Source organism: Zooshikella harenae (assembly GCF_018837975.1).
In the GTDB taxonomy this organism is placed as follows: Bacteria; Pseudomonadota; Gammaproteobacteria; order Pseudomonadales; family Zooshikellaceae; genus Zooshikella; species Zooshikella harenae.
In genome coordinates, this window is the sequence record NZ_JAGSOY010000076.1 from 1 (window position 1) to 22,234 (window position 22,234).

Annotated in this window: 21 protein-coding genes and 1 pseudogene; 4 read left to right on the forward strand and 18 right to left on the reverse strand. The window is 40.6% G+C overall.

Annotated features, from left to right (window positions below; all coding sequences use genetic code 11):
- The 12 genes and pseudogenes from KCG35_RS20135 to KCG35_RS20190 all read right to left on the reverse strand — a co-directional run.
- Positions 1 to 1,113 (reverse strand): annotated as a pseudogene (locus KCG35_RS20135) (carbohydrate ABC transporter substrate-binding protein); the annotation flags it as partial.
- Between the two features lie 213 nt (positions 1,114 to 1,326).
- On the reverse strand, positions 1,327 to 2,439 hold the full coding sequence (locus tag KCG35_RS20140; protein WP_215821669.1) for a hypothetical protein: 1,113 nt from the start codon (positions 2,437 to 2,439) through the stop codon (positions 1,327 to 1,329).
- The gene (locus KCG35_RS20145; protein ID WP_215821670.1) at positions 2,426 to 3,571 is read right to left on the reverse strand and encodes an ATP-grasp domain-containing protein; all 1,146 of its coding nucleotides are present in this window, start codon (positions 3,569 to 3,571) and stop codon (positions 2,426 to 2,428) included. The genes KCG35_RS20140 and KCG35_RS20145 overlap by 14 nt, the downstream gene beginning before the upstream one ends.
- Positions 3,571 to 4,890: a F390 synthetase-related protein gene (locus KCG35_RS20150; protein ID WP_215821671.1), complete on the reverse strand. Its 1,320-nt coding sequence runs from the start codon at positions 4,888 to 4,890 to the stop codon at positions 3,571 to 3,573. Before KCG35_RS20150 ends, KCG35_RS20145 begins: the two co-directional genes overlap by 1 nt.
- Positions 4,890 to 5,771 (reverse strand): MBL fold metallo-hydrolase, encoded by an 882-nt coding sequence (locus KCG35_RS20155; RefSeq protein ID WP_215821672.1) that lies wholly within the window; start codon positions 5,769 to 5,771, stop codon positions 4,890 to 4,892. The genes KCG35_RS20150 and KCG35_RS20155 overlap by 1 nt, the downstream gene beginning before the upstream one ends.
- Positions 5,740 to 6,720: an NAD-dependent epimerase/dehydratase family protein gene (locus tag KCG35_RS20160; RefSeq protein ID WP_215821673.1), complete on the reverse strand. Its 981-nt coding sequence runs from the start codon at positions 6,718 to 6,720 to the stop codon at positions 5,740 to 5,742. Before KCG35_RS20160 ends, KCG35_RS20155 begins: the two co-directional genes overlap by 32 nt.
- On the reverse strand, positions 6,717 to 7,703 hold the full coding sequence (locus KCG35_RS20165) for a 3-oxoacyl-[acyl-carrier-protein] synthase III C-terminal domain-containing protein (RefSeq protein WP_215821674.1): 987 nt from the start codon (positions 7,701 to 7,703) through the stop codon (positions 6,717 to 6,719). Before KCG35_RS20165 ends, KCG35_RS20160 begins: the two co-directional genes overlap by 4 nt.
- Positions 7,704 to 7,964: 261 nt before the next feature.
- Positions 7,965 to 9,026: a ribosome small subunit-dependent GTPase A gene (rsgA, locus tag KCG35_RS20170; RefSeq protein WP_215821675.1), complete on the reverse strand. Its 1,062-nt coding sequence runs from the start codon at positions 9,024 to 9,026 to the stop codon at positions 7,965 to 7,967.
- Positions 9,027 to 9,736: 710 nt separating this feature from the next.
- Entirely contained in the window at positions 9,737 to 10,132 is a 396-nt protein-coding gene (locus KCG35_RS20175) for a VOC family protein (RefSeq protein ID WP_215821676.1), read from the reverse strand.
- A 144-nt stretch (positions 10,133 to 10,276) separates the two neighbouring features.
- Complete coding sequence (locus KCG35_RS20180) at positions 10,277 to 11,896, reverse strand: methyl-accepting chemotaxis protein (protein WP_215821677.1); 1,620 nt, start codon at positions 11,894 to 11,896, stop codon at positions 10,277 to 10,279.
- Between the two features lie 246 nt (positions 11,897 to 12,142).
- Complete coding sequence (gene cysS / locus KCG35_RS20185; protein ID WP_215821687.1) at positions 12,143 to 13,516, reverse strand: cysteine--tRNA ligase; 1,374 nt, start codon at positions 13,514 to 13,516, stop codon at positions 12,143 to 12,145.
- A gap of 24 nt (positions 13,517 to 13,540) precedes the next feature.
- Positions 13,541 to 15,229 (reverse strand): glutamine--tRNA ligase/YqeY domain fusion protein, encoded by a 1,689-nt coding sequence (locus KCG35_RS20190; RefSeq protein WP_215821678.1) that lies wholly within the window; start codon positions 15,227 to 15,229, stop codon positions 13,541 to 13,543.
- 393 nt (positions 15,230 to 15,622) lie between these two features.
- On the opposite strand from KCG35_RS20190, the gene KCG35_RS20195 reads away from it, so the two are divergent.
- Together KCG35_RS20195 and KCG35_RS20200 are read left to right on the forward strand one after the other, a co-directional pair.
- Positions 15,623 to 16,120 carry a peptidylprolyl isomerase gene (locus KCG35_RS20195; protein ID WP_215821679.1) on the forward strand — a complete coding sequence of 166 codons (498 nt, stop codon included), beginning with the start codon at positions 15,623 to 15,625 and terminating at the stop codon, positions 16,118 to 16,120.
- A 5-nt stretch (positions 16,121 to 16,125) separates the two neighbouring features.
- Complete coding sequence (locus KCG35_RS20200) at positions 16,126 to 16,851, forward strand: UDP-2,3-diacylglucosamine diphosphatase (protein ID WP_215821680.1); 726 nt, start codon at positions 16,126 to 16,128, stop codon at positions 16,849 to 16,851.
- A gap of 307 nt (positions 16,852 to 17,158) precedes the next feature.
- Here the strand turns inward: KCG35_RS20200 and KCG35_RS20205 are convergent, their stop codons facing one another.
- Positions 17,159 to 17,776, reverse strand: coding sequence for a MiaE family protein (locus KCG35_RS20205; RefSeq protein WP_215821688.1), 618 nt, complete (start codon positions 17,774 to 17,776; stop codon positions 17,159 to 17,161).
- 303 nt (positions 17,777 to 18,079) lie between these two features.
- On the opposite strand from KCG35_RS20205, the gene KCG35_RS20210 reads away from it, so the two are divergent.
- Both KCG35_RS20210 and KCG35_RS20215 read left to right on the forward strand, forming a co-directional pair.
- Positions 18,080 to 18,841, forward strand: coding sequence for a substrate-binding periplasmic protein (locus KCG35_RS20210; RefSeq protein WP_215821681.1), 762 nt, complete (start codon positions 18,080 to 18,082; stop codon positions 18,839 to 18,841).
- A gap of 3 nt (positions 18,842 to 18,844) precedes the next feature.
- Positions 18,845 to 19,627 carry a substrate-binding periplasmic protein gene (locus KCG35_RS20215; protein ID WP_215821682.1) on the forward strand — a complete coding sequence of 261 codons (783 nt, stop codon included), beginning with the start codon at positions 18,845 to 18,847 and terminating at the stop codon, positions 19,625 to 19,627.
- Between the two features lie 79 nt (positions 19,628 to 19,706).
- Here KCG35_RS20215 and KCG35_RS20220 read toward each other — a convergent pair whose 3' ends face one another.
- From KCG35_RS20220 to KCG35_RS20240, 5 genes are all read right to left on the reverse strand, one after another.
- Positions 19,707 to 19,892: a hypothetical protein gene (locus KCG35_RS20220; protein ID WP_215821683.1), complete on the reverse strand. Its 186-nt coding sequence runs from the start codon at positions 19,890 to 19,892 to the stop codon at positions 19,707 to 19,709.
- A 205-nt stretch (positions 19,893 to 20,097) separates the two neighbouring features.
- Positions 20,098 to 21,156 (reverse strand): transposase, encoded by a 1,059-nt coding sequence (locus tag KCG35_RS20225; RefSeq protein WP_215821684.1) that lies wholly within the window; start codon positions 21,154 to 21,156, stop codon positions 20,098 to 20,100.
- Positions 21,157 to 21,197: 41 nt separating this feature from the next.
- Complete coding sequence (locus KCG35_RS20230; RefSeq protein WP_309227469.1) at positions 21,198 to 21,521, reverse strand: hypothetical protein; 324 nt, start codon at positions 21,519 to 21,521, stop codon at positions 21,198 to 21,200.
- Positions 21,522 to 21,629: 108 nt separating this feature from the next.
- Complete coding sequence (locus KCG35_RS20235; RefSeq protein ID WP_215821685.1) at positions 21,630 to 22,007, reverse strand: hypothetical protein; 378 nt, start codon at positions 22,005 to 22,007, stop codon at positions 21,630 to 21,632.
- Positions 22,007 to 22,234, reverse strand: a 228-nt coding sequence (locus tag KCG35_RS20240) for a hypothetical protein (protein ID WP_215821686.1), incomplete at its 5' end; no start/stop codon positions are given. The genes KCG35_RS20240 and KCG35_RS20235, both read right to left, overlap by 1 nt.

Genomic DNA, 22,234 nt, shown 5'->3' on the forward strand with positions numbered 1-22,234 from the left:
GAAGGGGCCATTCGCCATTTAGGTGTACCATCACTGTTCGTAACAGGTAAGCCTGGCTTGGTCATTGCTGCTGTAAAAGCGGTATACCAAAATATCTGTTGCGCAATATTACCTTTACCTGGCACATCTCCTGCCTGGGTAAAATTCATATCTTTAGCTTCAGGAGGCGCATATTTATTTAGCCATTCAGTAAACTTACGAATAGCATAAACAGCTGCAGGACTATTTAATGCCCCTCCTCTAGCAACACTGGCACCCACGGGATGACAGTTTTCCACTCGTATACCCCATTCATCTACCGGCGAGCCATTAGGAATTCCTTTGTCACCCGCTCCTGCCATAGACAACCATGCATCAGAAAAACGCCAGCCAATTGAAGGATCTTTTTCCATAATCCATATGCCCATAAACTGGATGACCATCTATTTCTTTCACTTTATTAGTAAAAAAGTCCGCGATATCTTCATACGCAGACCAATTAACAGGTACGCCTAATTCATACCCATAAATCGACTTAAATTTAGCTTTTAAATCTGGCCGAGAAAACCAGTCATGGCGATACCAATAAAGATTGGCAAACTGTTGATCGGATAATTGATAAAGCTTACCATCAGGACCTGTTGTAAAACTCAATCCAATAAAATCATCTAAGTCCAAGGTAGGTAATGTAACGTCTTTACCTTCATTTTTGATAAAATTACTTAGGGCGATGACTTTTCCATAACGATAGTGTGTCCCAATTAAATCGCTATCATTAATATATGCATCATAAATGCTGTAATCTAAGTTGATTTGCGTATCAATTTTTTTAATAACATCATCCTCACCTGTAATTTCATGTACAACATGGATTCCAGTAATGTCTGCAAATGCTTTTGCCAACACATTTGCCTCATACCAATGAGTATCTATACGCTCAGAAACCACACGTATCGTTGTTCCTTTAAAAGGTTTTGCTGCATTAACAAACCATTCCATTTCTTTTAACTGCTCATCTTTACTGAGTGTGGTTTCATTAAATTCAGATTTAATCCACCACTTTGCTTCTTCCATTCCGGCAAAAACGGTAGGACTCAATGAGAAAAAAAAGAAATAAACCAGCGGTGTATACATAACCCATCTAGATATAGCAGAGGTTTCTCTCATACTATCTTCTCCTGTACAGGATACCTATAGCAAAAACTATAAAATTGTAGGCTTATTAAAGGTACTTTTTTACTACAATTAAGCATAAAATGAATATAAGGAGTATAGTTCTAATAGAGTTGGCTGCCACTAGATAAAAAAGCTGAAATACGCATAAACTGTGTGGTAGTCTAATGAATGCTACAGTTCAAAACGTTCAAGCATGGGTTTATAAAGGCGTTGAGATAACCATGATAAGAAGCGCCATACTGTCTGTTGATAATGGCTGAGGTGCTGAATATAAACAAAGTTATATTCAATAACGGCTTCAGCACCACGTAACCGCTTAAAGTCAGGTGCTCCTGCACTAAGATTTAATTTAAAATTATTTTGTTGAGCATAAGATAAATTAAACGCAACCAGACGTCGATAAAGTGCCATTTTTTTTGGCATTTGCATGTTATACCCAATAATAGGTACTGTTAACGTGCCATCAATTCCACAAAACCCAACAACACCTAACATCTGTTGTTTATGAAATAAACCATAGAGCTTCAATAACCCTGCTTTAGAACATTGAGCAAGATAGTTACTCGTAAACTGGATATTATGCTTACTGTATTTATCCAAATACAATTGGTTATAATAGTCTTCAGCAATCTTCATTTGCGCCTGGTTATTTGGATCAAGTATTCTGAAATCCCAATCAGGCTGTTTTAGCAGTTTTAAATCTGCTCGTGCATCTCTTTTTTGTTGCCATTTCTGAAAATCCATAAACAAATAAACCTGTCGGTTAACAATGGGCAACCAGCCATCCTCTTTCGCTTTTGTTATTATTTCTGGATATTCTTGATCATTCAGAGATCTCAACATTAAAGCATGATGTGGATATTGACCAAGAGCTTGCTCTCTTAATGCTGTTAAATTTATTGTCTTCCATACTTTGGCATAAAAATTGGTTGAAAGACATAAATTGTTAAGTATCTGTATTTGATCAAGCTTTGCCCATCGAAAAGGCACTTCTAATAAATATGTTAATCCCATACAAAAAGTACGTAGTATACGACTATTCACTTTCGGCAATTCATCACGCGTAAAGTAAATCAATTGTGTCATTGGCGACACCACATAGCAGTTGTTTTTTACAATAGACTGCTGTCCCTGCATCGTGAGAATAGGATGATTAACCGTTGCACTGACAATAACATCCTCTTGTTTATATGAAGTAAACTGGGTATGCAATCGTCTTATCAAGCCAGACTCTTGCATAACTGTTAAAAACAGCTTTTGAAATTCATTATTATTCAATTTCATTTGCTATTAGCTTATTTATATCTAATGGTGTATCCCACTCAATATCCAAAGTACTTACATCAGTAACTGGCCGATGATAGCGGATACAACGAAAACATAACTCAACCAACGTTAGCCACTGACCACCGACTATTAAGGGATAAACGCTATCGACAAAGACATCATCAGCATATCGATAATCAACTAATAATTGCTTAAAATTCTCCTTAAATAAAAAGCAATAAAATATGATATTACCTAATCGATATGGTTTGGTTGAAGAAGCTGTATAATTAAGAATACCATTGTCTTTCATCGTCAAACCAAAACCCAACAAATGTAACCCACTGGTTGCTCTTGGGTTACACTCAATGACAAATAGCGTATTGTTTTCTTCAATAAAATCAAAAGCAACTTGTCCGTGATAATGCGTTCGTTCTCCAAACTGTCGAACAAACTCGTCTAAACGATTATCATCATAAGGTTCAAAGTAACTAGCCGCAGATTGATTAACACAGTATTTTGGCAAATAAGCTTGATGAGCGATTAATTTTCCATGTTGAAAAAGCGCATAATTACATATCGCCTGCCCCACTATTTTTTGCTGTTGAACCCATGGTATAGCAGGGTTAATCTGATCAGATGTAAGAACACCTTGGTAAGGATTACGAACAACCTGACGTCCAAAACGCGAATAAACAGGCTTTAAAATAGAAGCTGTATCATCAACAATGTCATCAGGATGTAGACAGTAATGTGTGGCAGGTATCTGCACCTGACCCAGCCCAGCTAATAAAGTTAAACTGGTAAATTTATTATGCAGCTTAAATAACAGATCGTGATCAGGTAGAAACCATTCTACTTTTTGTCCACTCAGTTGAGCTTCAATGTCTACTTTAATCGTCGCCAAATAAAACACTTCTTCACAGGTGGGAATAATGCACTCAATGCAATTAACCCTTAATTGTTTAATTAATGCCTGCTTATACTGTTGTAAATTAAAACGGGGTGAAGGTAACTGAATATAATTTTGTATACCCTTTACAAAGCGGCCCAAGGGCCAAACCATACTATCTGCCAAAAAAACCTGATGACCCGCTCGCATTAACAATCGCGCCCACTCAATGGCCACAGGGGCACGCGCGCCTGTCACTAAGATGACCACTGATTAACCACTCGTCGCTGCTTTATTAAAGGCTGCCACTGTGGGCGTGGCCGATACTCAAAGTGCACTTGTCCTACATCTACTTGTAATTGTTTGAAAAGCTGCTGTAAAGCCATTGCAATATGTTCATGCCGCTGCTCACTTTCAATCTGAATACAATCTTTATTGACTTGGCTGATCCGATAATCCAGGGGTTCATCACTGATTAAGCTAACGGCTCGGTATATCAAATCAGGCAACACGACTATTGACGTATGATTATCACCTGGTAATTTCAGTAAATCGCCTGTACGCCCAGCAATACTCCCTATAGCTTGGAAAAACAGAGGTGAGGAACCAATTGCTTCTAATTTACCTTCACCTCTTTGTATTCCATTGTACTTATCGCCTTGCTCATCAACAGCAGCAATAACATCATCTAACAGGTAACGAATAATAGGCTGCGTTCGTCGTCTAAAATCAGTAATAATAGGTGAAAAATGTGTCTTGTCAGATGTTAGCCAGTGCGGTTCAATATGCACAATATCCTCATTCCAACGCATAACTCCATCCCTTTGGGTGCATGCTAAAAAACCTTCGGTGCATTGGTAAATTTCATGAATGGGGCATTTAAACTTTGCGGCTAACAAAGCTCGGTCAGAAGGTGTTAATACTTCAGCCCCCGAAACCACTAACTTAGGTGACAATGCCTGATGTTCCTGGGCGCATAATTGAAGTGCCTGGGCACTGCCAACCAATAAGGTGGGATCAAATGCCGTCAGCCCCGCCATCCATTGATCCAGTGGTTGAGTAAGATCCACATAGTGAAATCGGATATGACCATGTTGTACTGTTTGATATAACGGGCTATTAGCACGGAGCAATAATGCAATACGTTGTGGAGTCCATAAACTTGGCAATAAACGACCTAAGATATAACCTGCCCAACAATGTCGTTCTGCTTGCGAGGCTAAAAATAACCCTCGCTGCCCTGAAGTCCCTGAAGATAAACCAACCGTCACATCCCCAAAGACTGAACGATTAAAGTCTCTCTTCTGCTCTGCCTCCAATGCACAGGCTAATAACTGATCTCGATCCAACTGCCGTGTATTAAGATGATTAAAATGTTCCATCATGAGCGACTTTGACATCAGTGGAAATTCTGTCAGCGGTTTGCCACGAAAGGCTTGATAAAACGGTGAGTGCTGAGTGATCCAGTCTAAATGTTGAGTTATCTGACGCTGTTGCCAGTTAAGTAACTGGGCACGTGTTTTAAAACGACGATAGCGGCTCATCATTAAATGGCGAAGTATATTTAACTTTTCCATTAGCTCACCCAGCCACGCTGTTTTAATTGATTCAACGTTTCCTGACAGTGAGAGGGAAGAAATATTACCTCGCCCTTAGTTTGTTCATAGCAAATTCGCAGCTTGTGTAGTGTATCTTGATAAGCCTGCCGATTATCACAGACAATATTCGCCAACCAATGTTGGTTAACGCCATCTCTCAAGTTATCAATAAGCCAACAGGCATCGGCCAATAAAAATAAAAACCCTTCAGCCAAACGCACCAATAGCCCCATTTGTCCTGCCGCATGTCCAGGTAAAGACACTAAATACAGTGTGTTATCACTAAATAAATCATACGCACTAAGACCAAGAGGTCCCGTTGTTAGCCCCAATACATTAGCCAAGTCCAAAGGGAAATGATTGATAAGTGTCAGACTTAAATCTTCAGCATAAGACAACTGTTGTGGTGATAATAGTCCTTGTAAATACCCCTTTCTAATACGCTGAAAGCGATTAGCGTACGTCATAAAGTGATGGGCATCAGGGTGACAATAAATCTTCGCCTGTTTAAATTCACAAATGCCTGCAATGTGATCGGCATGAAAATGTGACAAAACAACATGACTAATATCTTCTGGTTTAATCGTTAAATGTGCAAGCTGTGACACCAGCGTTTCTGTCTCTGCTAACGAACAAGGCGTAACCAAAGCATAAACACGTTCAGGAAAATGCTGAGTACACTGCATGAAGCGCTGGTGATAGCCTGTATCAAAAAGTATATAGCCATGTTGCGGATGATTAATTAATGCCACACCGGCGGGAAATGCTCTTGGAGCCCACCCTAACCCTGGCCTCACCATAAAACCAGGATGGACACAATGACCCACTTCAAGCAGTCTGACGCTGATACCACTGGGCATAACGCTGAATTCCTTCTTTAATAGACACCTTAGGTTGATAACCTAATTGATTTTTAGCCTTAGTAATATCAAGGGTCTGATGATAATGAAAAAGAGCAGCGGTATAACGAGTTAATTTAGGCTCAGGTAATCTTGGAAGCTTCTGACAACACCATTCATTCATACCAATAAGTGGTGCAATAAACTGATAGGGCAACGATTTAATCTGCACAGTTTGCTGCAAAGCCACAAATAATTTTTGCAAAGCCGCTTGAATAGGCATGGGTTCATCATTGGTAATATTGAATACCGACTTGGATGCTACTGGCTGTTCTGCTGCCAGTAATGCAGCATCAGCGACATTGTCTACATAAGTCAAATCAACGATAGGATTTCGTCCTGAGGGTAACCACAACACCCCATGACGAACAACAGCTAAAATACGCGGTAAAATCGCTTGATCATAGGGGCCAAAAATACCTCGTGGCCTTAAAATAACACTATTTAAAGCACTATTAAGTACTTTTTTTTCTGCCAACGCTTTTGTTTGGGCATAGTCATTACAAAATACCGGCCCCAGAGGCTCCTCTTCTTTTATCATCATTTTATCTTGAAAATTAAAATAAACACTCGGAGTAGAAATATGTACAAATCGCTTTACCTGACACTGTGCTGCAGCGTTCAGGATATTTTCTGTACCCTCTACATTACTCTTTACAAAATCTTGATGCTTGCCCCAAGGGCTCGATAATGCGGCGCAATGAATAACCGCATCAATATCCTGACAAGCTTCAAGCAATAGCGCTTGCTGCTGTAAGTCAGCACAGACAAACTCACTGTGAGTACTGCTGGCAAGTTGTTTTCCAATAACTTGGTTTCGACCTAAAAAGCGAATGGAATGTTGAGTGTGGTATTTGCGGACAATGGCTTGTCCTAACATCCCCGTACCCCCAGTCACTAATAATTTCATAATTGCAATACACCTAAACCTAACGATAATCCTGCTGCAGAACCAAATAGCAGTACGTTTTTACCAGCAGCAGGTTGTTGATGAACCAGTAAATGATGTAAAGCAATCGGGATCGATGCAGCAATTTGGTTACCCATAGAAGAAAATATATTGATCACTTTATCCTGGGCAAAACCAAGACGCTGCGTTAAATGTGCTAATCCTGCATAACTGGCCTGATGAGGAACGATATAATCAATATCAGCCATAGTTAAACCCGCTTTATTTAAACCTTGCTGAATAAATTCTGGCGCTAACTTAGAAACCAGTTTATAAAGTGCTTTTCCCTGCATTTCAAAAAAGCAACCAGATACCACCGCTTCCATATCATAACGAGCAGGATGCAACGCACTTCCTCCTGAACGAATCTGACACAAGCTATAGCCCTCAGGAAAGGTTTGAAACAGGCTTGATGTTAATCCACCTACCGAAGAAGAGGCCTCTAAGATAAAAGCCGCAGCACCATCCGCAAATAAGGTGGCTGTTTCAGCTTTTGTATCGGTCACCCCCACCTTCGCAACTTCACTCGAAATAATCATCATTCGCTGATAACGCCCACTTTGTAATGCACAATGACAAAGCTCCAGCGCAGTTAAAAAAGATAAACAACTGGCATTCACATCCATACTGGCAACAGGGGTTTCTGCGCCCAGCTCAGCAAGAATCCCTGCCGCATTGTAGGGTAGCGCCTGGTGACTGGTACCACTGGCACAAACCAGTAAATCCACCTCTTCTAAAGCAATACCTGCTTTATTTAAGGCCGTTTTCCCCGCCATAGCCCCCATATAGAGTGCGGTTTCATGGGGTGAGGCATAATGTCGGTAATCAACACCATAACGTTGCCGACATGTGCCAAGGGGTAGGTTCAAACGTTGATCCATTTCTTCAGCAGAAATGGTTTGCGCGGGGAGATAACAGGCACTAGTCCTGATCGTAAATGACATGTCAGCCCTCACTTTACTGCTTTAGTACGTCAGTCTTCAGACATCTTTACACTAACTCATTGTGTGCAACTGTCTAATATTTACATTTTTTTGATGACTTGCTAACTTATTAAGTGAACTCTGTTCAATAGATTTCCATTCAAAAATCCAGCGCCCCACCATTTCTGTAAATACTCATAATAAAAAAACCTGCCCAAAAAGCAGGTTTTTATAGGTTTTAACGCCATTCTTTTTTACAAATAATAAACTAACATTTTATGTTTACTCATCATTTATATTTTTTCTACTTTGCTTTTCTTGTTTAATTTTACGGTACAGTTTACCTAATTGCCTATTTCGTTGATGCTGTTGTGCTAACGTTTCAGCATTCCTTCGCTGCTCCTTAAGTAATTTCTGGTAATTTTTCCAACGACGCCTGTCAAGCTGATTGGCCGTTAGCGCTTGTTGTACAGAACAACCAGGCTCATTTTCATGCGTACAATTGTTAAATCGACAATTAGTGATGAGTGCTTCAACATCAGCGAATACATTTTGTACGCCTTCTTCACTAGAGAGTAACTGAAGTTCTCTCATGCCTGGTGTATCAATTAACAGCCCACCACTATCCATGACATAAAGTGTTCTCGCCGTTGTGGTATGGCGTCCTTTAGCATCATCCTCACGAATCGACTGTGTTGAAACCTGTTGATGACAAAGACTGTTTATCAACGTTGATTTACCAACACCCGATGACCCTACTAAGGCAATGGTTTGTCCTGGTTTACACCAGGCCTGTAATCCTTGTAACTGGTTAAGATCACGGGCATCACAGACTTCCACTATGAGATTAGGATGGAGCTTACTGGCTTGCGCTACAAAATCATCAATGGTTGTGCATTGATCTGACTTTGTCAGCACAATAATAGGGGTAACTTGTGCCTCGAGAGCTAATACCAAATAACGTTCCAGTCGTGAAATATTAAAGTCCTGATTACACGAAGAAACGATAAACAACGTATCAACGTTGCTCACAATAGGTTGAACACCCACCTGCTCACCAGCCGTTTTACGTGCAATGAGCGATAAACGGGACAGCCGCCGTAAAGGCCTGGCATTATCGTGTAGCTCAGTTGCATCAAATAACAACCAGTCGCCAACAGCCAGTGGTTGCAACTTTGCACATAACGCCGTATCTATTGAAAATGTCTTTTCTGGCGTTAACACTTGAATATGTGAACGATGGATTGCTGTGACCCGAGCCGCTACCGTTGAAGGCAGTTCATCAAGTGTTAATTGTTGCTGAAAAAAAGGTTTCCAACCAAGTGTTAAATGATTGATAAACATAGGAGAAAAGCCTGATAAAAGTAATTTCTAGGGCTTCTCAATGAAAAACCCCGGTTAGGAATACCGGGCTATATGGGAGGAATGAGTCTAGAAAAGAAAAACAACACCTGTGTTATCAATCAGATGTGTGTTTCTGTCTATTTGTATGTCTGCTGGCTATTTAAAGCATCACTTACTTAAAAGCATTATTGATTTTGCTTTTAGATACATCTCAACCCATTAGCCCAGAACAAATTCATTACACTCATGTCTATCCTCCATTTACTAAAGAAAAGGTTAAAAATTCTGACTTTTTACTTACGCTAAACTTGCTCCGTTACATTACGTGGTGTCCCCCTAGTTGACAAGTTTTTTAAATAGACACCCGCTATGAAAGGTATAATCTAATAAAGATATGACGAAACAAAGACATTCTTAGCTGCACTTTATGGCTAATTTCCTACACGTTATATTAACAATTATCACTTTGCTTATCTCTACAATTCATGGATCATTACTGCCCATGATGGCTGGCAGCATGAAGCTTAAGGGAGCTAAAGCGTATGGATGCGTCAGGGACTTTCCAGCCATTGCTTGTGTGACGACCTAAGGATCAGGGTCTAGGGATAGGCTCAATGGAATAGCCACCAGGATGGTGATAGAAAACCTGCTTTTTGCAGGTTTTTTTGTGCCTTCAACAAACTGCTCTTATTAAACAGTGATTACCCTTTCTATACTATCGGAACTAATGCATCACTTGTTGCATACTCAACAAACTCATAACTGATGTTATTTTCATCACGATAAAAAACACGCAAACCTTGGTTACCTACCTGCTCAACTTGAGATTCAATGTTATATCCTCCCAAAGCCAAGCGATTTTTCAGTGTTGATAAACTATTTACAGCAAAACCCAGGCACGTATTATGCTCATTCGCACCTTGTGGATAATAGACTTCAATGGCTGTGCTTTGTAAAGCCAGGTTACAGCTTCCATCGCCTACATGCACCCAATAAACAGCAATATTCTGCCACTCATACTGGCCCCGTGCACGCATTGTCCAGTGAGGAAAAGCAACCAATAAAAAGTGGACTGAGCGCTGTATATCAACCACGGTTATATTCATGCTTTCGACATAAGTTATTGACTCAGCACCCTTGAAAACACTGTTCCCTGTAGATGCCCCCTGCCTGCAATAAAGTAACTTGCAGGTTATTACTTTATGGGATGTCATCACTTAACCCCCCGCCAATGACATGAGTTCATAGCGTTAACCAACTTGATAACGCGCCAACTGTTGTTGAATCGTCAGTGCTTGTTGATCCAAATTTTCACTATGTGTAAATGCTTTATCAGCATTTTCTGCAGAAGTGGATGCCTCCTGTTGAATCCGCTCTAAGTTGCTATTCATTTCCGAAATAACATTGACCTGTTCTTCAGCCGCTGTCGCTACCTGCGTATTCATACTGTCAACATCCTGAACATCCTGAACCACAGTATTGAATACATTCTGCGTCTGAACGGCATGTTCAACGCCCTGCTCAGAGCGCTGACGATTTTCATTCATAGCCACCACAACTGATGACAAACAGTTTTTAAAGCCCGAAATTAACTCCTGAATTAACTGTGTTGAATCTTGGGTGCGAGATGCCAATGATCTAACCTCATCTGCCACCACCGCAAATCCCCGCCCTTTCTCACCCGCTCTTGCTGCCTCGATCGCAGCATTTAACGCCAACAAATTTGTTTGTGCAGAAATTTCATTAATCTCATGAATAAATTCCGCAATTTTCTGCATATTATCGTCAAGCTGACTAATAGCACTGGAAACATCCACTAAGTCATTTGCTAATGTCTGGCTATGCTGCTGTAACTGACCTACATACTGCTCACCCCCATTCACTGCATTGACAACTTGTGAAGTGCGATCTGCTGTTAAGCTGGCGTTTCTAGCAACATCTTGCGCTGTCGTTTGCAGCTCTTGCATTGCCGCCACCAACTGCTCAACTTCTCGATCATGGGCTGATAAGGCATCACTTGTCGCTTTTGATTCCTGACGAAGCGCATTGGCTTCGCTTAACAGCGTTTCTACAGATTGATAGAGGGAACCAATCATCTTTTGTAATGAGCGTACAACGCGATTAAATGAGCCCGTAAGCACACCTATTTCATCTTGTGTCTGAACTTGCATTTGCTGTCGCAAATCGCCCTGTTCAACGGCTTTCATCACCTTTACCATTTCTGTAACAGGCTGTGTTATACGCCTTACCCACCACAGACTACCCGCCATAACAAGCACCAATAACACACCAAAGGCAATACCATTTACGCGAACACTGGACCAGAATTCATTACGAATATCATCGATATATTCTCCTGTACCAATGACCCAGCCCCAAGGTTCAAAAAGCTGAGCATAGGAAATTTTTGGGAAAAATTGCTCACCTTCTCCAGCACGGTGCCACTTATACTCAAACCAATCTCCACCCGCCAATGCTACCCGTGTTGCCTCAGCCACCATGGCAATGCCATCAGGATCTTTTAAATTACTCATATCCTGACCTTGCAACTCACTATTTAAAGGGTGCATCACCATACGATTACGCGTGTCATTTATCCAAAAGTAGTTCCCTTGACCATAACGCATCGCTCGAATAGCCGATAATGCATTTTGTTTTGCCTGTTCTTCTCCCAACGTAGTTCTTTGTTGGTAATAGTGGTTGGAGATGGCATGCACTGACTCAACAAGCGTCTTCACCTGCTGTGCACGCTGTAAGGTCATTTGTTGGTATTGGTGATAGTAGCTATAAACTTGAAGCGCAATGGTGGTCAGCGCAAAAAGCGAGAGAATAAACGTTAACTTGACTGCGATTCCTATTCGCACATCCATTGCTTACTCCTTTAAACCTTGTCAGTAACCACAGTTAAGAGTAGGAGATGGCTTTCAGGACAACAAACAGCAAGTTATGCGAATAAGCAATCAATAAGTGCCTTATACTTCACTCTTAGTATATGTATGACCAAGGACAAAACCCCACGACAAATGCTTAGGTAAAAAAAACCACAGCCTAAACTGTGGTTTTTCTAAAGCTCAATAAACATAGTCACCAATACGACATGTTCATTTCACCAAAGGCTACTTTTCAACCCGCCATTTTGTTCCTTCCCGACTATCTTCTAATACTACGCCCATCGCTAGCAGTTGATCTCTAATTTCATCTGCCTTAGCGAAGTCACGTTGTTTACGCGCAGCATTACGTTGTTCGATTAAATTATCTACCTGCTGTGGATCAACATCAGATGTTTGCTGCTGAAAAAATGCCTCTGGGTCTTGCTGTAACAAACCGAGCACGGCACCCAGAGCTTTCATTTCAGCGGCGATCTGTGCCGCTTGATCAGGTTGAGATGCTTTATTACGGTTGATTTCTCGAACCATATCAAACATGACTGCCAAAGCTTCAGGCGTATTAAAGTCATCATCCATTGCCGCATAAAAACGCGAGCTGAACTCACTCTGCTGAGCTTCAGGCAATGTAAGTCCACGCAAGCTATGGTAAAAGCGTTCCAGACTGGCACCCGCTTCCTTCAAACTGTCAATGCTGTAATTAATGGGACTGCGATAATGGCTGGCCAGCAAAAAGTAACGCACGACTTCTGCAGGGAAATCAGCTAACACGTCACGAATCGTGAAAAAGTTGCCTAATGATTTAGACATTTTTTCATCATTAATTCGTAATGCGCCTGCATGCATCCAGATATTCGCGTATTTTTCACCCGTAGCCGCTTCAGACTGAGCAATTTCATTTTCATGATGAGGGAATTTTAAATCTGGCCCACCACCATGAATATCAAAGGTATTACCCAGGCAGCAGGTCGACATCGCTGAACACTCAATATGCCAGCCAGGACGTCCTTTACCCCAAGGTGAGTCCCATGCAGGCTCACCTGGTTTTGCCGCTTTCCATAATACGAAATCCAGTGGATTTTGTTTAGCTTCATCCACTTCGACACGGGCACCTGAGCGCAGATCATCCAGCACTTTACCGGACAGTTGACCGTAGTGAGCAAATTTATCTACAACATAGTAAACATCACCATTATCTGCCGCATAAGCCATGCCTTTATCGATCAAGGTTTGCACCATGGCAATAATCTGCTCGATATGTTCAGTTGCTTTTGGCTCCAGATCAGGCTTGCCAATGCCCAGAGCAGCAAAGTCCTCATCCATGGCATCAATAAAACGTTGTACCAGTTGCTGCCAGTTCTCATTGGCCTCCTGGGCACGACGAATTATTTTGTCATCAATGTCTGTGATGTTACGGATATAATTCACATCATACCCTTTAGCCCGCAGATACCGCACTATGACATCAAATGCCACAAAAACGCGACCATGGCCTAGGTGACAGTAGTCGTAAACCGTCATGCCACAAACATACATACTGACTTTGCGTGGTTGTAACGGTTTAAACTCAGACTTTTCTCGGGTCAGAGTGTTATGAATCTTCAACACAGCTACTGTTTTCCTTTTTTCTTATCCAGCTTCATTCGCAATTTTTGCCCACGTATCTCGTAGAGTGATCGTCTGGTTAAATACCAGATGATCTTTACCACCTGCTTTACTGTCCAGACAGAAATATCCCTCTCGCTCAAACTGATAGGCTTGCCCAGGCTTGGCATCTATTAAGCCGGCCTCCAGACGACACCCTGCTAGCACCTGCAATGAGCTTTTGTTGAGAAACGCTTTAAAGTCACGCGCTTTGTTGCTATCAGGGCTTGGCTCATCAAACAGGCGATCGTAAAGACGTACTTCTGCTGATAACGAATGCTCCGCACTTACCCAGTGGATAACCCCTTTTACTTTGCGGCCTTCCGGGTCCTTGCCCAATGTTTCAGGATCATAGCTACAACGTAACTCAATGATTTCACCTGCTTCATTTTTAACGACTTCATCGCAGCGAATAACATACGCGTTACGAAGACGGACTTCTTTACCCAACACTAAACGTTTAAATTTTTTGTTGGCTTGCTCTTTAAAGTCTTCTACATCAATGTAAAGCTCACAAGCAAATGGCAGTGTCCGTGTCCCCATTGATTCATCTTGTGGGTGCACAGGTGCTGTTAACTGCTCAACCTGGTCTTCTGGATAGTTGGTGAGAACGACTTTTAATGGACGTAGCACACCCATTGCCCTGGGAGCATGTTTATTTAAATCATCGCGCAGGGCATGTTCTAACATGCTCACGTCGACTACACCTTCACTTTTAGTCACACCTGTTGCTTCACAGAAGTTGCGAATAGCGCTTGGCGTAAAACCCCGACGGCGCATTCCTGCAATGGTGGGCATACGAGGATCATCCCAGCCATCAACCACTTGCTCGTCGACCAATTGCTTTAACTTTCGTTTACTGGTCACCGTGTAATTCACATTAAGGCGTGCAAACTCAATCTGTTGTGGATGGCAAGGTACATCTAGCTGATCCAAAAACCAGTCATATAGCGGACGGTGGTCTTCGAACTCCAAAGTACAAATAGAGTGCGTAATCCCCTCAACCGCATCAGATAGCCCATGGGCAAAATCATACATGGGGTATACACACCATTCGTCACCTGTTTGATGATGATCTATTTTGCGAATACGGTAAATGATAGGGTCACGCATGTTCATGTTAGGTGAGGCCATATCAATTTTGGCCCGAAGTGCATGTTCACCTTCAGCAAATTCACCACGGCGCATCCGCTCAAATAAATCAAGGTTTTCCTCAACAGAACGCTCACGGTAAGGACTGTTTTTTCCTGGCTCTGTTAACGTACCACGATGCTCTCTGGCTTGTTCAGCGTTGAGTGAACAAACATAAGCTTTACCTTTATTGATCAGCTCTACGGCATAATCATACAGTGCCTGAAAATAACTGGATGTATAACGAACATCTCCTTCCCACTGAAAACCTAACCAACGAATATCCTCTTGAATTGCATCAATATACTCCTGGCTTTCTTTTTCAGGGTTAGTGTCATCAAAACGCAAGTTACAGACGCCACCATTCTGCTCCGCCAGAGTGAAGTTCAAACAAATTGACTTAGCATGACCGATATGCAAAAAACCATTAGGCTCAGGAGGAAACCGAGTGTGAACCTGACCGTTATTTTTATTATTTTTAAGGTCTTCACTGATAATTTGCTGAATAAAGTTATTCGGACGTGTTGTTTCTTGATGATCCATACTAGCTTACTGTAAACCCGTCAAATAAATACACAATAATCCACCCCTAATACGACACATGACAACCAAGTAAAGATACTCTCTAACTATGAGCATACCTCAACAAGCGCCATGCTTTTACATACATTCCTACACATTAGCATAGGCCAGTGTAAACCCAGTAGGGAGGCGTAGTTTGCGGAGCAATAGGTAAAGGAGCTATTATAGCGCCCTTTTCATGCTGTGATAAACCTAACTGAAGTCTATTTTGTCATGCTACAGTGATAAACGATGACTGTATAGGTTTTCCACTTTACTTAACGAGCGCTTGCTGCAGGCACATGCCTGTAAACCGTTGAGGTGGAAAACACAGCAGATATTGATCTAATTAACATAACCCAACAAGGCAATAGCATGGTTATTTTGCACACCAACTTTGGCGATATCAAAATTCAACTCAACCATGAAAAAGCACCTAAAACAGCGGCCAACTTTGAAGCGTATGTAAAAAGTGGTCATTACGATAACACTATTTTCCATCGTGTTATTGATAACTTTATGATTCAAGGTGGTGGCTTTGCACCTGGTATGCAAGAAAAAGATACTAATGCTCCCATCGAAAATGAAGCGGATAATGGCCTTAAAAACAAGATCGGTGCCCTTGCTATGGCACGTACTCAAGACCCTCACTCTGCTTCTGCTCAATTTTTTATCAACGTTGCTGACAATGATTTTCTGAACTTCCGCTCTAAGACCATTGAAGGCTGGGGTTATGCCGTATTTGGTGAAGTTGTAGAAGGTATGGACGTGGTCAACCGTATTAAAGGCGTTAAAACCACTAGCGTGGGCTTTCACGCAGATGTGCCTGCCGAAGAAGTTATTCTTGAATCCGCTGAATTAGTAGAAGACTAATAACCATGTCTGTGCTGTTTATCTCTGACTTGCATTTACAGGTAAAACGTCCTGATCTGACATCAGCATTTACCCAGTTTTTAATTGAGCAAGCACCTCAAGCTACCTCTTTGTATATTTTGGGTGACTTGTTTGATACCTGGCTGGGTGATGATGCTATGGATAGCCTGCAGCAGGAAATTACAAGTCAAATAAAACAGCTGGCTGATAATGGCACCGCCGTGTATTTTATGCACGGCAATCGTGACTTTATGATTGGTGAGCACTTTGCTGCACTTGCAGGCCTTCAGTTATTAAATGATCCCTGCATCATCACCTTGGGTGATCAGCCTGTGCTATTGTCTCATGGTGATCAGCTATGTACTGCAGATAAAGACTATATGGCATTTCGTCAATATATTCGTAACCCTGCTACCATTCAGAAGCTACTGTCATTATCTGTAGCTGAACGCATTGCTATGGCTGAAAATATCCGAGCACAAAGTCAAGCCGCCAATCAAGCTAAAACGGATGAGATCATGGACGTCACGCTAGCTGAAGTTGAGAAGTTAATGGCTGAACATGACGTTCAGTGGTTTATTCATGGCCATACCCATCGTCCCGCAATTCACGCCTTAACCATCAACCAACGGCCTGCTCAACGTATTGTGCTAGGTGACTGGGATAAAAAAGGTTGGGTGTTACGCTGGAATGAATCCACAGGTTTCGACCTGATAGACTTTTCACTTTAACCTTTTTAAAAAAAGCACGTTTATGCTGTTTATTCCCTCTCGTGAAGCTTTTTAATTTGCGGGGGGATTTAATCTGAAGGCTTAGCTGCCGCATCCTTACGTCAAACAGTTCGTTATGCGTTATCCAGCTTTTATCTACCACTGACGCACATCGAAATACCACAGGTTGTTCATTTAATGATGATTAGGGCATAACAAAAAGTGGGGTTGCAGTGATTGAATTTGTTTGTGAAACCCGTGCTCGAAGTACCGTGAGCAGTAGAGACCAAGGATGCTCTTCAACTGCGGAAGGAACAAATTAATTAATTCATGTATTACACCTGGATTGAGGCACACCACTATGAAAACGAAACTCGGTATCCGGTCTCAAGATTAACGCCTTTTCTATTTCAGCAAAAAAAGACACTCGCTCCTCAATGGGGTCTTCGCTATATTGTATAGCCAAACGTAAGTAATCCTGAAAATGACGGCGCTCAGATTTAAGCAATGAGCAATAAAATTTATTTAATGATTCGTCTAAATAAGGTGCTAATACAGCAAAGCGCTCACAAGATCGTGCCTCAATAAAAGCGCCAATGATTAAAATATCCACGAGCTTAGCCGGTTCGTGAGTTCTCACGCCTGATCGCAAAGTACTAGCATAACGTGCCGGTCCTAGCTTTTGATAAGAAATATTTCTGTCCTGTATAATGGCAAAGACTTGCTCAAAATGCCTCAATTCCTCCCGTGCTAACCGCGACATTTTATGCTGTAAGTCAGCATGCTCAGGGTACCTGAACATCAGTCTTAGCGCAGTTGATGCCGCTTTCTTTTCACAGTTTGCATGATCAATTAGCAGGATTTCTGGCTCATCAAGTGCAGCCAGAATCCACTCGTTAGGTGTTTCACACAACAAAAAATTATCGAGTTCAGGTAATGCTTGCATGGCGATAATCAACTTAATTATAAGGCAATTAATAAACAACAGATTATAGCGAATTGCTATTACCAAGCATATATACCTTTTATCTCAATGATGAGTATCCCCTTCAAAACTAAAACCTTGTTCAATATGGTCCAGTCAACTTTCAATTACTACACACTATCTAGAAAAGTAAACTGAACATAAACTCAACTATTTACACAGCATAAATCAAGTTCTAACTCATCAAAAATTTGGGCTAGACTAATTTATAGTCATAGCTATTCATTATCACTTAATTAGTAAACTCTACGTCAAGGTATTATCATGAAAATCGTCGTTTTATTTACATTTATACTATCATGCTTTTCTCTCATTCCCACAATAGCTAACAGTGCTGAAAAGCTTACTATTGTTGCTACTGAGTACGAGCCATTCACTAGTTCAAAAGCGAAGCATGATGGTTTTGTAAACCGAGTGATAAAGGCTGCTTTTGAACGAAAAGGCTATGATGTTGAATTTAAGTACCGTCCCTGGAAACGTGCATTGATCGAAGGCCATGATAAATTTGATGGTGTTTCTTTCTCATTTACCAATAAAGAAAGAGAAAAAGAATACCTTTTTAGCGACCCTATTTCCGAACACCGAGAAGTTTTATTTCACTTAAAGAAAACAAACATTCCAGAATGGAATACACTTGAAGACTTAAAAGACTTTAAGTTTGGTCTTACCAGAGGTTACACTTACACTGAAGAACTATGGGACCTAGTCAACAAAAAAATAATTAACTCAGACATTATCGCTTCAGATGTTAACAACTTTAAAAAGCTTGCTTCAGGAAAAGTAGACATTTTTCCTATGGATGAAATTACTGGCTGGCGAATAATAGCATCTGAACTTCCCGTAGCCAAAGACACTCTCACCATCCATTCAAAACCGTTACGGTCAACTACTGGTCACCTCATTATTTCGAAGAAACATAAAAACAGTACTGAATTGATAAAACTATTTAATGAAGGCGTTAAAGAGTTAAAAAAATCTAAGACTTATGACAACTATCTAAATGATTTATATAAAGGCATTTTTTAAAGAATGACTATAGTTAAACTTTTCTTCCTTATTTTTGCATGTATATCTTTCAAGGCATTTTGTTTAACTGATAACTCAATTACAACTAGTACCCTATCAAAAACCGTCGTAGTTACTTCTGGCGAGTGGCCTCCCTATACCTCTAAGAATCTAAAAGATGGCGGTGTTTTCACCAAAATTACAACGAAAGCATTTGAGTTAATGGGCTACTCAGTCGATATACACTATCACCCTTGGCAACGTAGCTACTTTGTTACGGCCAAAGGTCAAGCCGATGCATCCCTTTCCTGGGCTCCCACAGAAGAAAGAAAAAAGGACTTTGTTTTTAGTGACCCAGTTACATTTTCCACCAAAGTTTTTTTCCATTTGAAAGCATTTAATTTTGATTGGACTTCGCTAGGTGACATAAACGATCTACGCATTATTGCTACTAAAAAATATACCTATGGCGATAAGTTTGACGCTGCAGCAAAACAAAAAAAGCTAAAAATTATTTTTTCCAATAGTGATGAGCAAAAGTTCAGAATGCTTTTAGCTGGCCGAGCAGACCTAGTCCCTATGGAAAAGCTTGTTGGTTTTTATTTGCTCAAGAATAAATTCAGTGAAGCCCAGGCATCCCGTATAACTTTCAATGGTAAGCCATTACAAAATACACCTATATGTGTCGCATTCTCTAAGAAAATAAACAGCAAACGACTCAATAAGTTACTACAAGATTTTAATGAAGGATTAGCTAAAATTAAAGAAAGTGGCCAATATGATAAGATATTAGAACAATTAAATTAATTTTCCTTACCCAGCATTAGAACCCGCTTTTGTTATGATTAAGCCCAATCTCTGGGCTTAATCATAATATTCTTATTTGCTAGCTTTTAGACTGCCAGGCAGTCGCTAGCACAGGTGCTATCGCGGTTTGAGCATCGGATGTCAAACTACCATCAACAGTTTCATAATCATTGAAAACAGCCATTGCTTGAACAAGATTATTTAACTGAGATAACAAAAAAGGACAAAAAAGGACACCCACTTTTTGACTACAATCAATACGCACTCACACCTAAAACTAGCAGCAAACTGCTGCCTTGATTGAACTTGAGTGGAGGCCGTATAAAGTTAATCAAAGGTACGATGTAAACATCACGCGATATGGCATAAGGTGAAAAGATAAGGTCGTACGAACGATTATTAAAATTTTATTATAAAAAAACAAGTGCTTTATTTATTCTCACGTTATAATTATTTTTCCTGCTATCATGTTAAGTATATTGAACACTGTTCACCGAAAATAGTTGCTTGGCAAGCCTAATACCTTTAATAAATTTCCGTTGCCATTGCGTCACAGCTTTTTGAATACTATTTTCTGTTCCAACCACATCAATAAAACGCTTTTCTTTACGACTTACATATGCAAGCAGTTCATCTTTATTAATATTTAATCGATCAATAATAGAAGGCTGTTGCGTACTGATAGCACCACGCTTATCATCACGGATAGCACGTCCTAGCCAATCGACTAATTGCAAATAGTCTTTTAAATTGAAGGGGATTGTTGTTTTCTTACCTTGTTTTTCATTGCCTGAAAAACGTAATAGAGGTACGACAGGTAGGGTTTGTTTTGGCAATTTTGTTTTTCGTACAAAGGTCTGGTTTCGTGGTTTTCTTTTCTGTTGACGCTTAGCCCACGCTATCATCCGAGTCTGGATTGATGTAAAATCCGACGCTTCTGGCGTTTCTGCCATACCGGCGCGGACAGGATTTAAATCCACATAACTCATGCACGTTAATAATGCGGCTTCATCCAATAAAGCCTGACTTTTAAAACGTCCCTCCCAAAATCGACCTTTACAACCATCTTCATCATTGGCCCAACGGGCAATAGGCTCATTTAAACAACGCATAAACCAGGATAAATCAGATAATCGTTGCCGCCATTGCTGAACAATCTCATTAACAACTTTTAATTCAGCTTTATCCAGCATTGCACCTGCTAAATAACGCTGAATCATCGGAGGGCCTTGATACAACTTGCGCCAGCGACGAATCACTTCATCATCAGACCACTGCTTAGACTTTTCTTCATCAATACGAACCACTAAATGATAGTGATTCGACATCACCGCATAAGCACAAATATCAATCGCAAACACCTTAACCAACTCAGTGAGCCGTTCAACCATCCACGCTTTACGGTGATCAAAATTTTGGCCTGTCACCCGATCATCGCCACACAAAAAAGCACGGCGTACACAGCGACAAATACAGTGATAATAAGGCGTATCCTGCACACTCACCAACTGACTTCGTGGCCTCGTCATCCTTAAACCCCCACCGATACCTGATCAAATGTTGAGCACTATCATAATCGCATACAGTCGGTTATTTTTTGATCAGCATCAAAAAGCGAGTGTCCTCTTTCTTTATTAATAAAGTTTATCACCTTGCTTGCATTTGTAGAATTTAGATTTCTCATATCCAAAGGAACAATATCTGCCTTATCAACATGATCCTTAATTTGGCTTAAATTTGTAGGATTTTTGTCAAAATGTTTGTTGATCATTTCCTTAGCTTTTCGTGTGTCAGCTGTAAATAAAAAATCAACTGATTTTCCTTTATTTGGTCCAGTTTCGACAATAAAATCACCTTTTTCCCCTCTTTTGAACGCCTTAATTTTCCTCCCAATGACTTTTGAAGCTCAACTGCGGCTCCAGCTTCTCCCGGCCTTGATCAAAGTCAAATCTAGGGTGTCCCTTTCTTCTTGGTGTCCATATATGTCCCTTTCTTATAGTCTTCAAAATCCTTTTAATGTCTCAATTACACATTGATTAATATTATTTAGATCAACATCAGGTTGTGGTTTTTTTACTTTTGTAGCCAAGTACTGCTTAATATTATCGTATCTTAAATAACTACTAGGAAAATCTCCTGACCCAGTATATTTCTCTACCCCCTGAGGCAATACTCTTATTTCATGCAGCCTATGTTGCATTAGAAAGTGTTGGATTTGTGCTGCCTTTAACTCCAAAATAGACCATGGATTATCATTATTAGTAATAGCACTATATCCATAAGTTATTTCTTGAACACTATTATATTTTATAAATATTGCCTCCCCCAGTGAGAACCCCTCACCACAATCCATACAAACTAAAGTGTAATCTTGCAACATTATGGTTTACTCCACTTAACTGGACCTTCAGTCGTCATTACAACCACTTCCTTTACTTTATTTAAATCACCAGTACCTTCTAATTTATTTAACTCACTACGAACCTTGCCCGCATCATCCCATGTAGAATTCCCTCTGGCATCAATATATGCTCTAGTATCTGATCTAGAAAGCCCTAATTTGCTAGCTTTCTCACCTGTAAAGTTGTCTTTAGCAGAATTAACGAC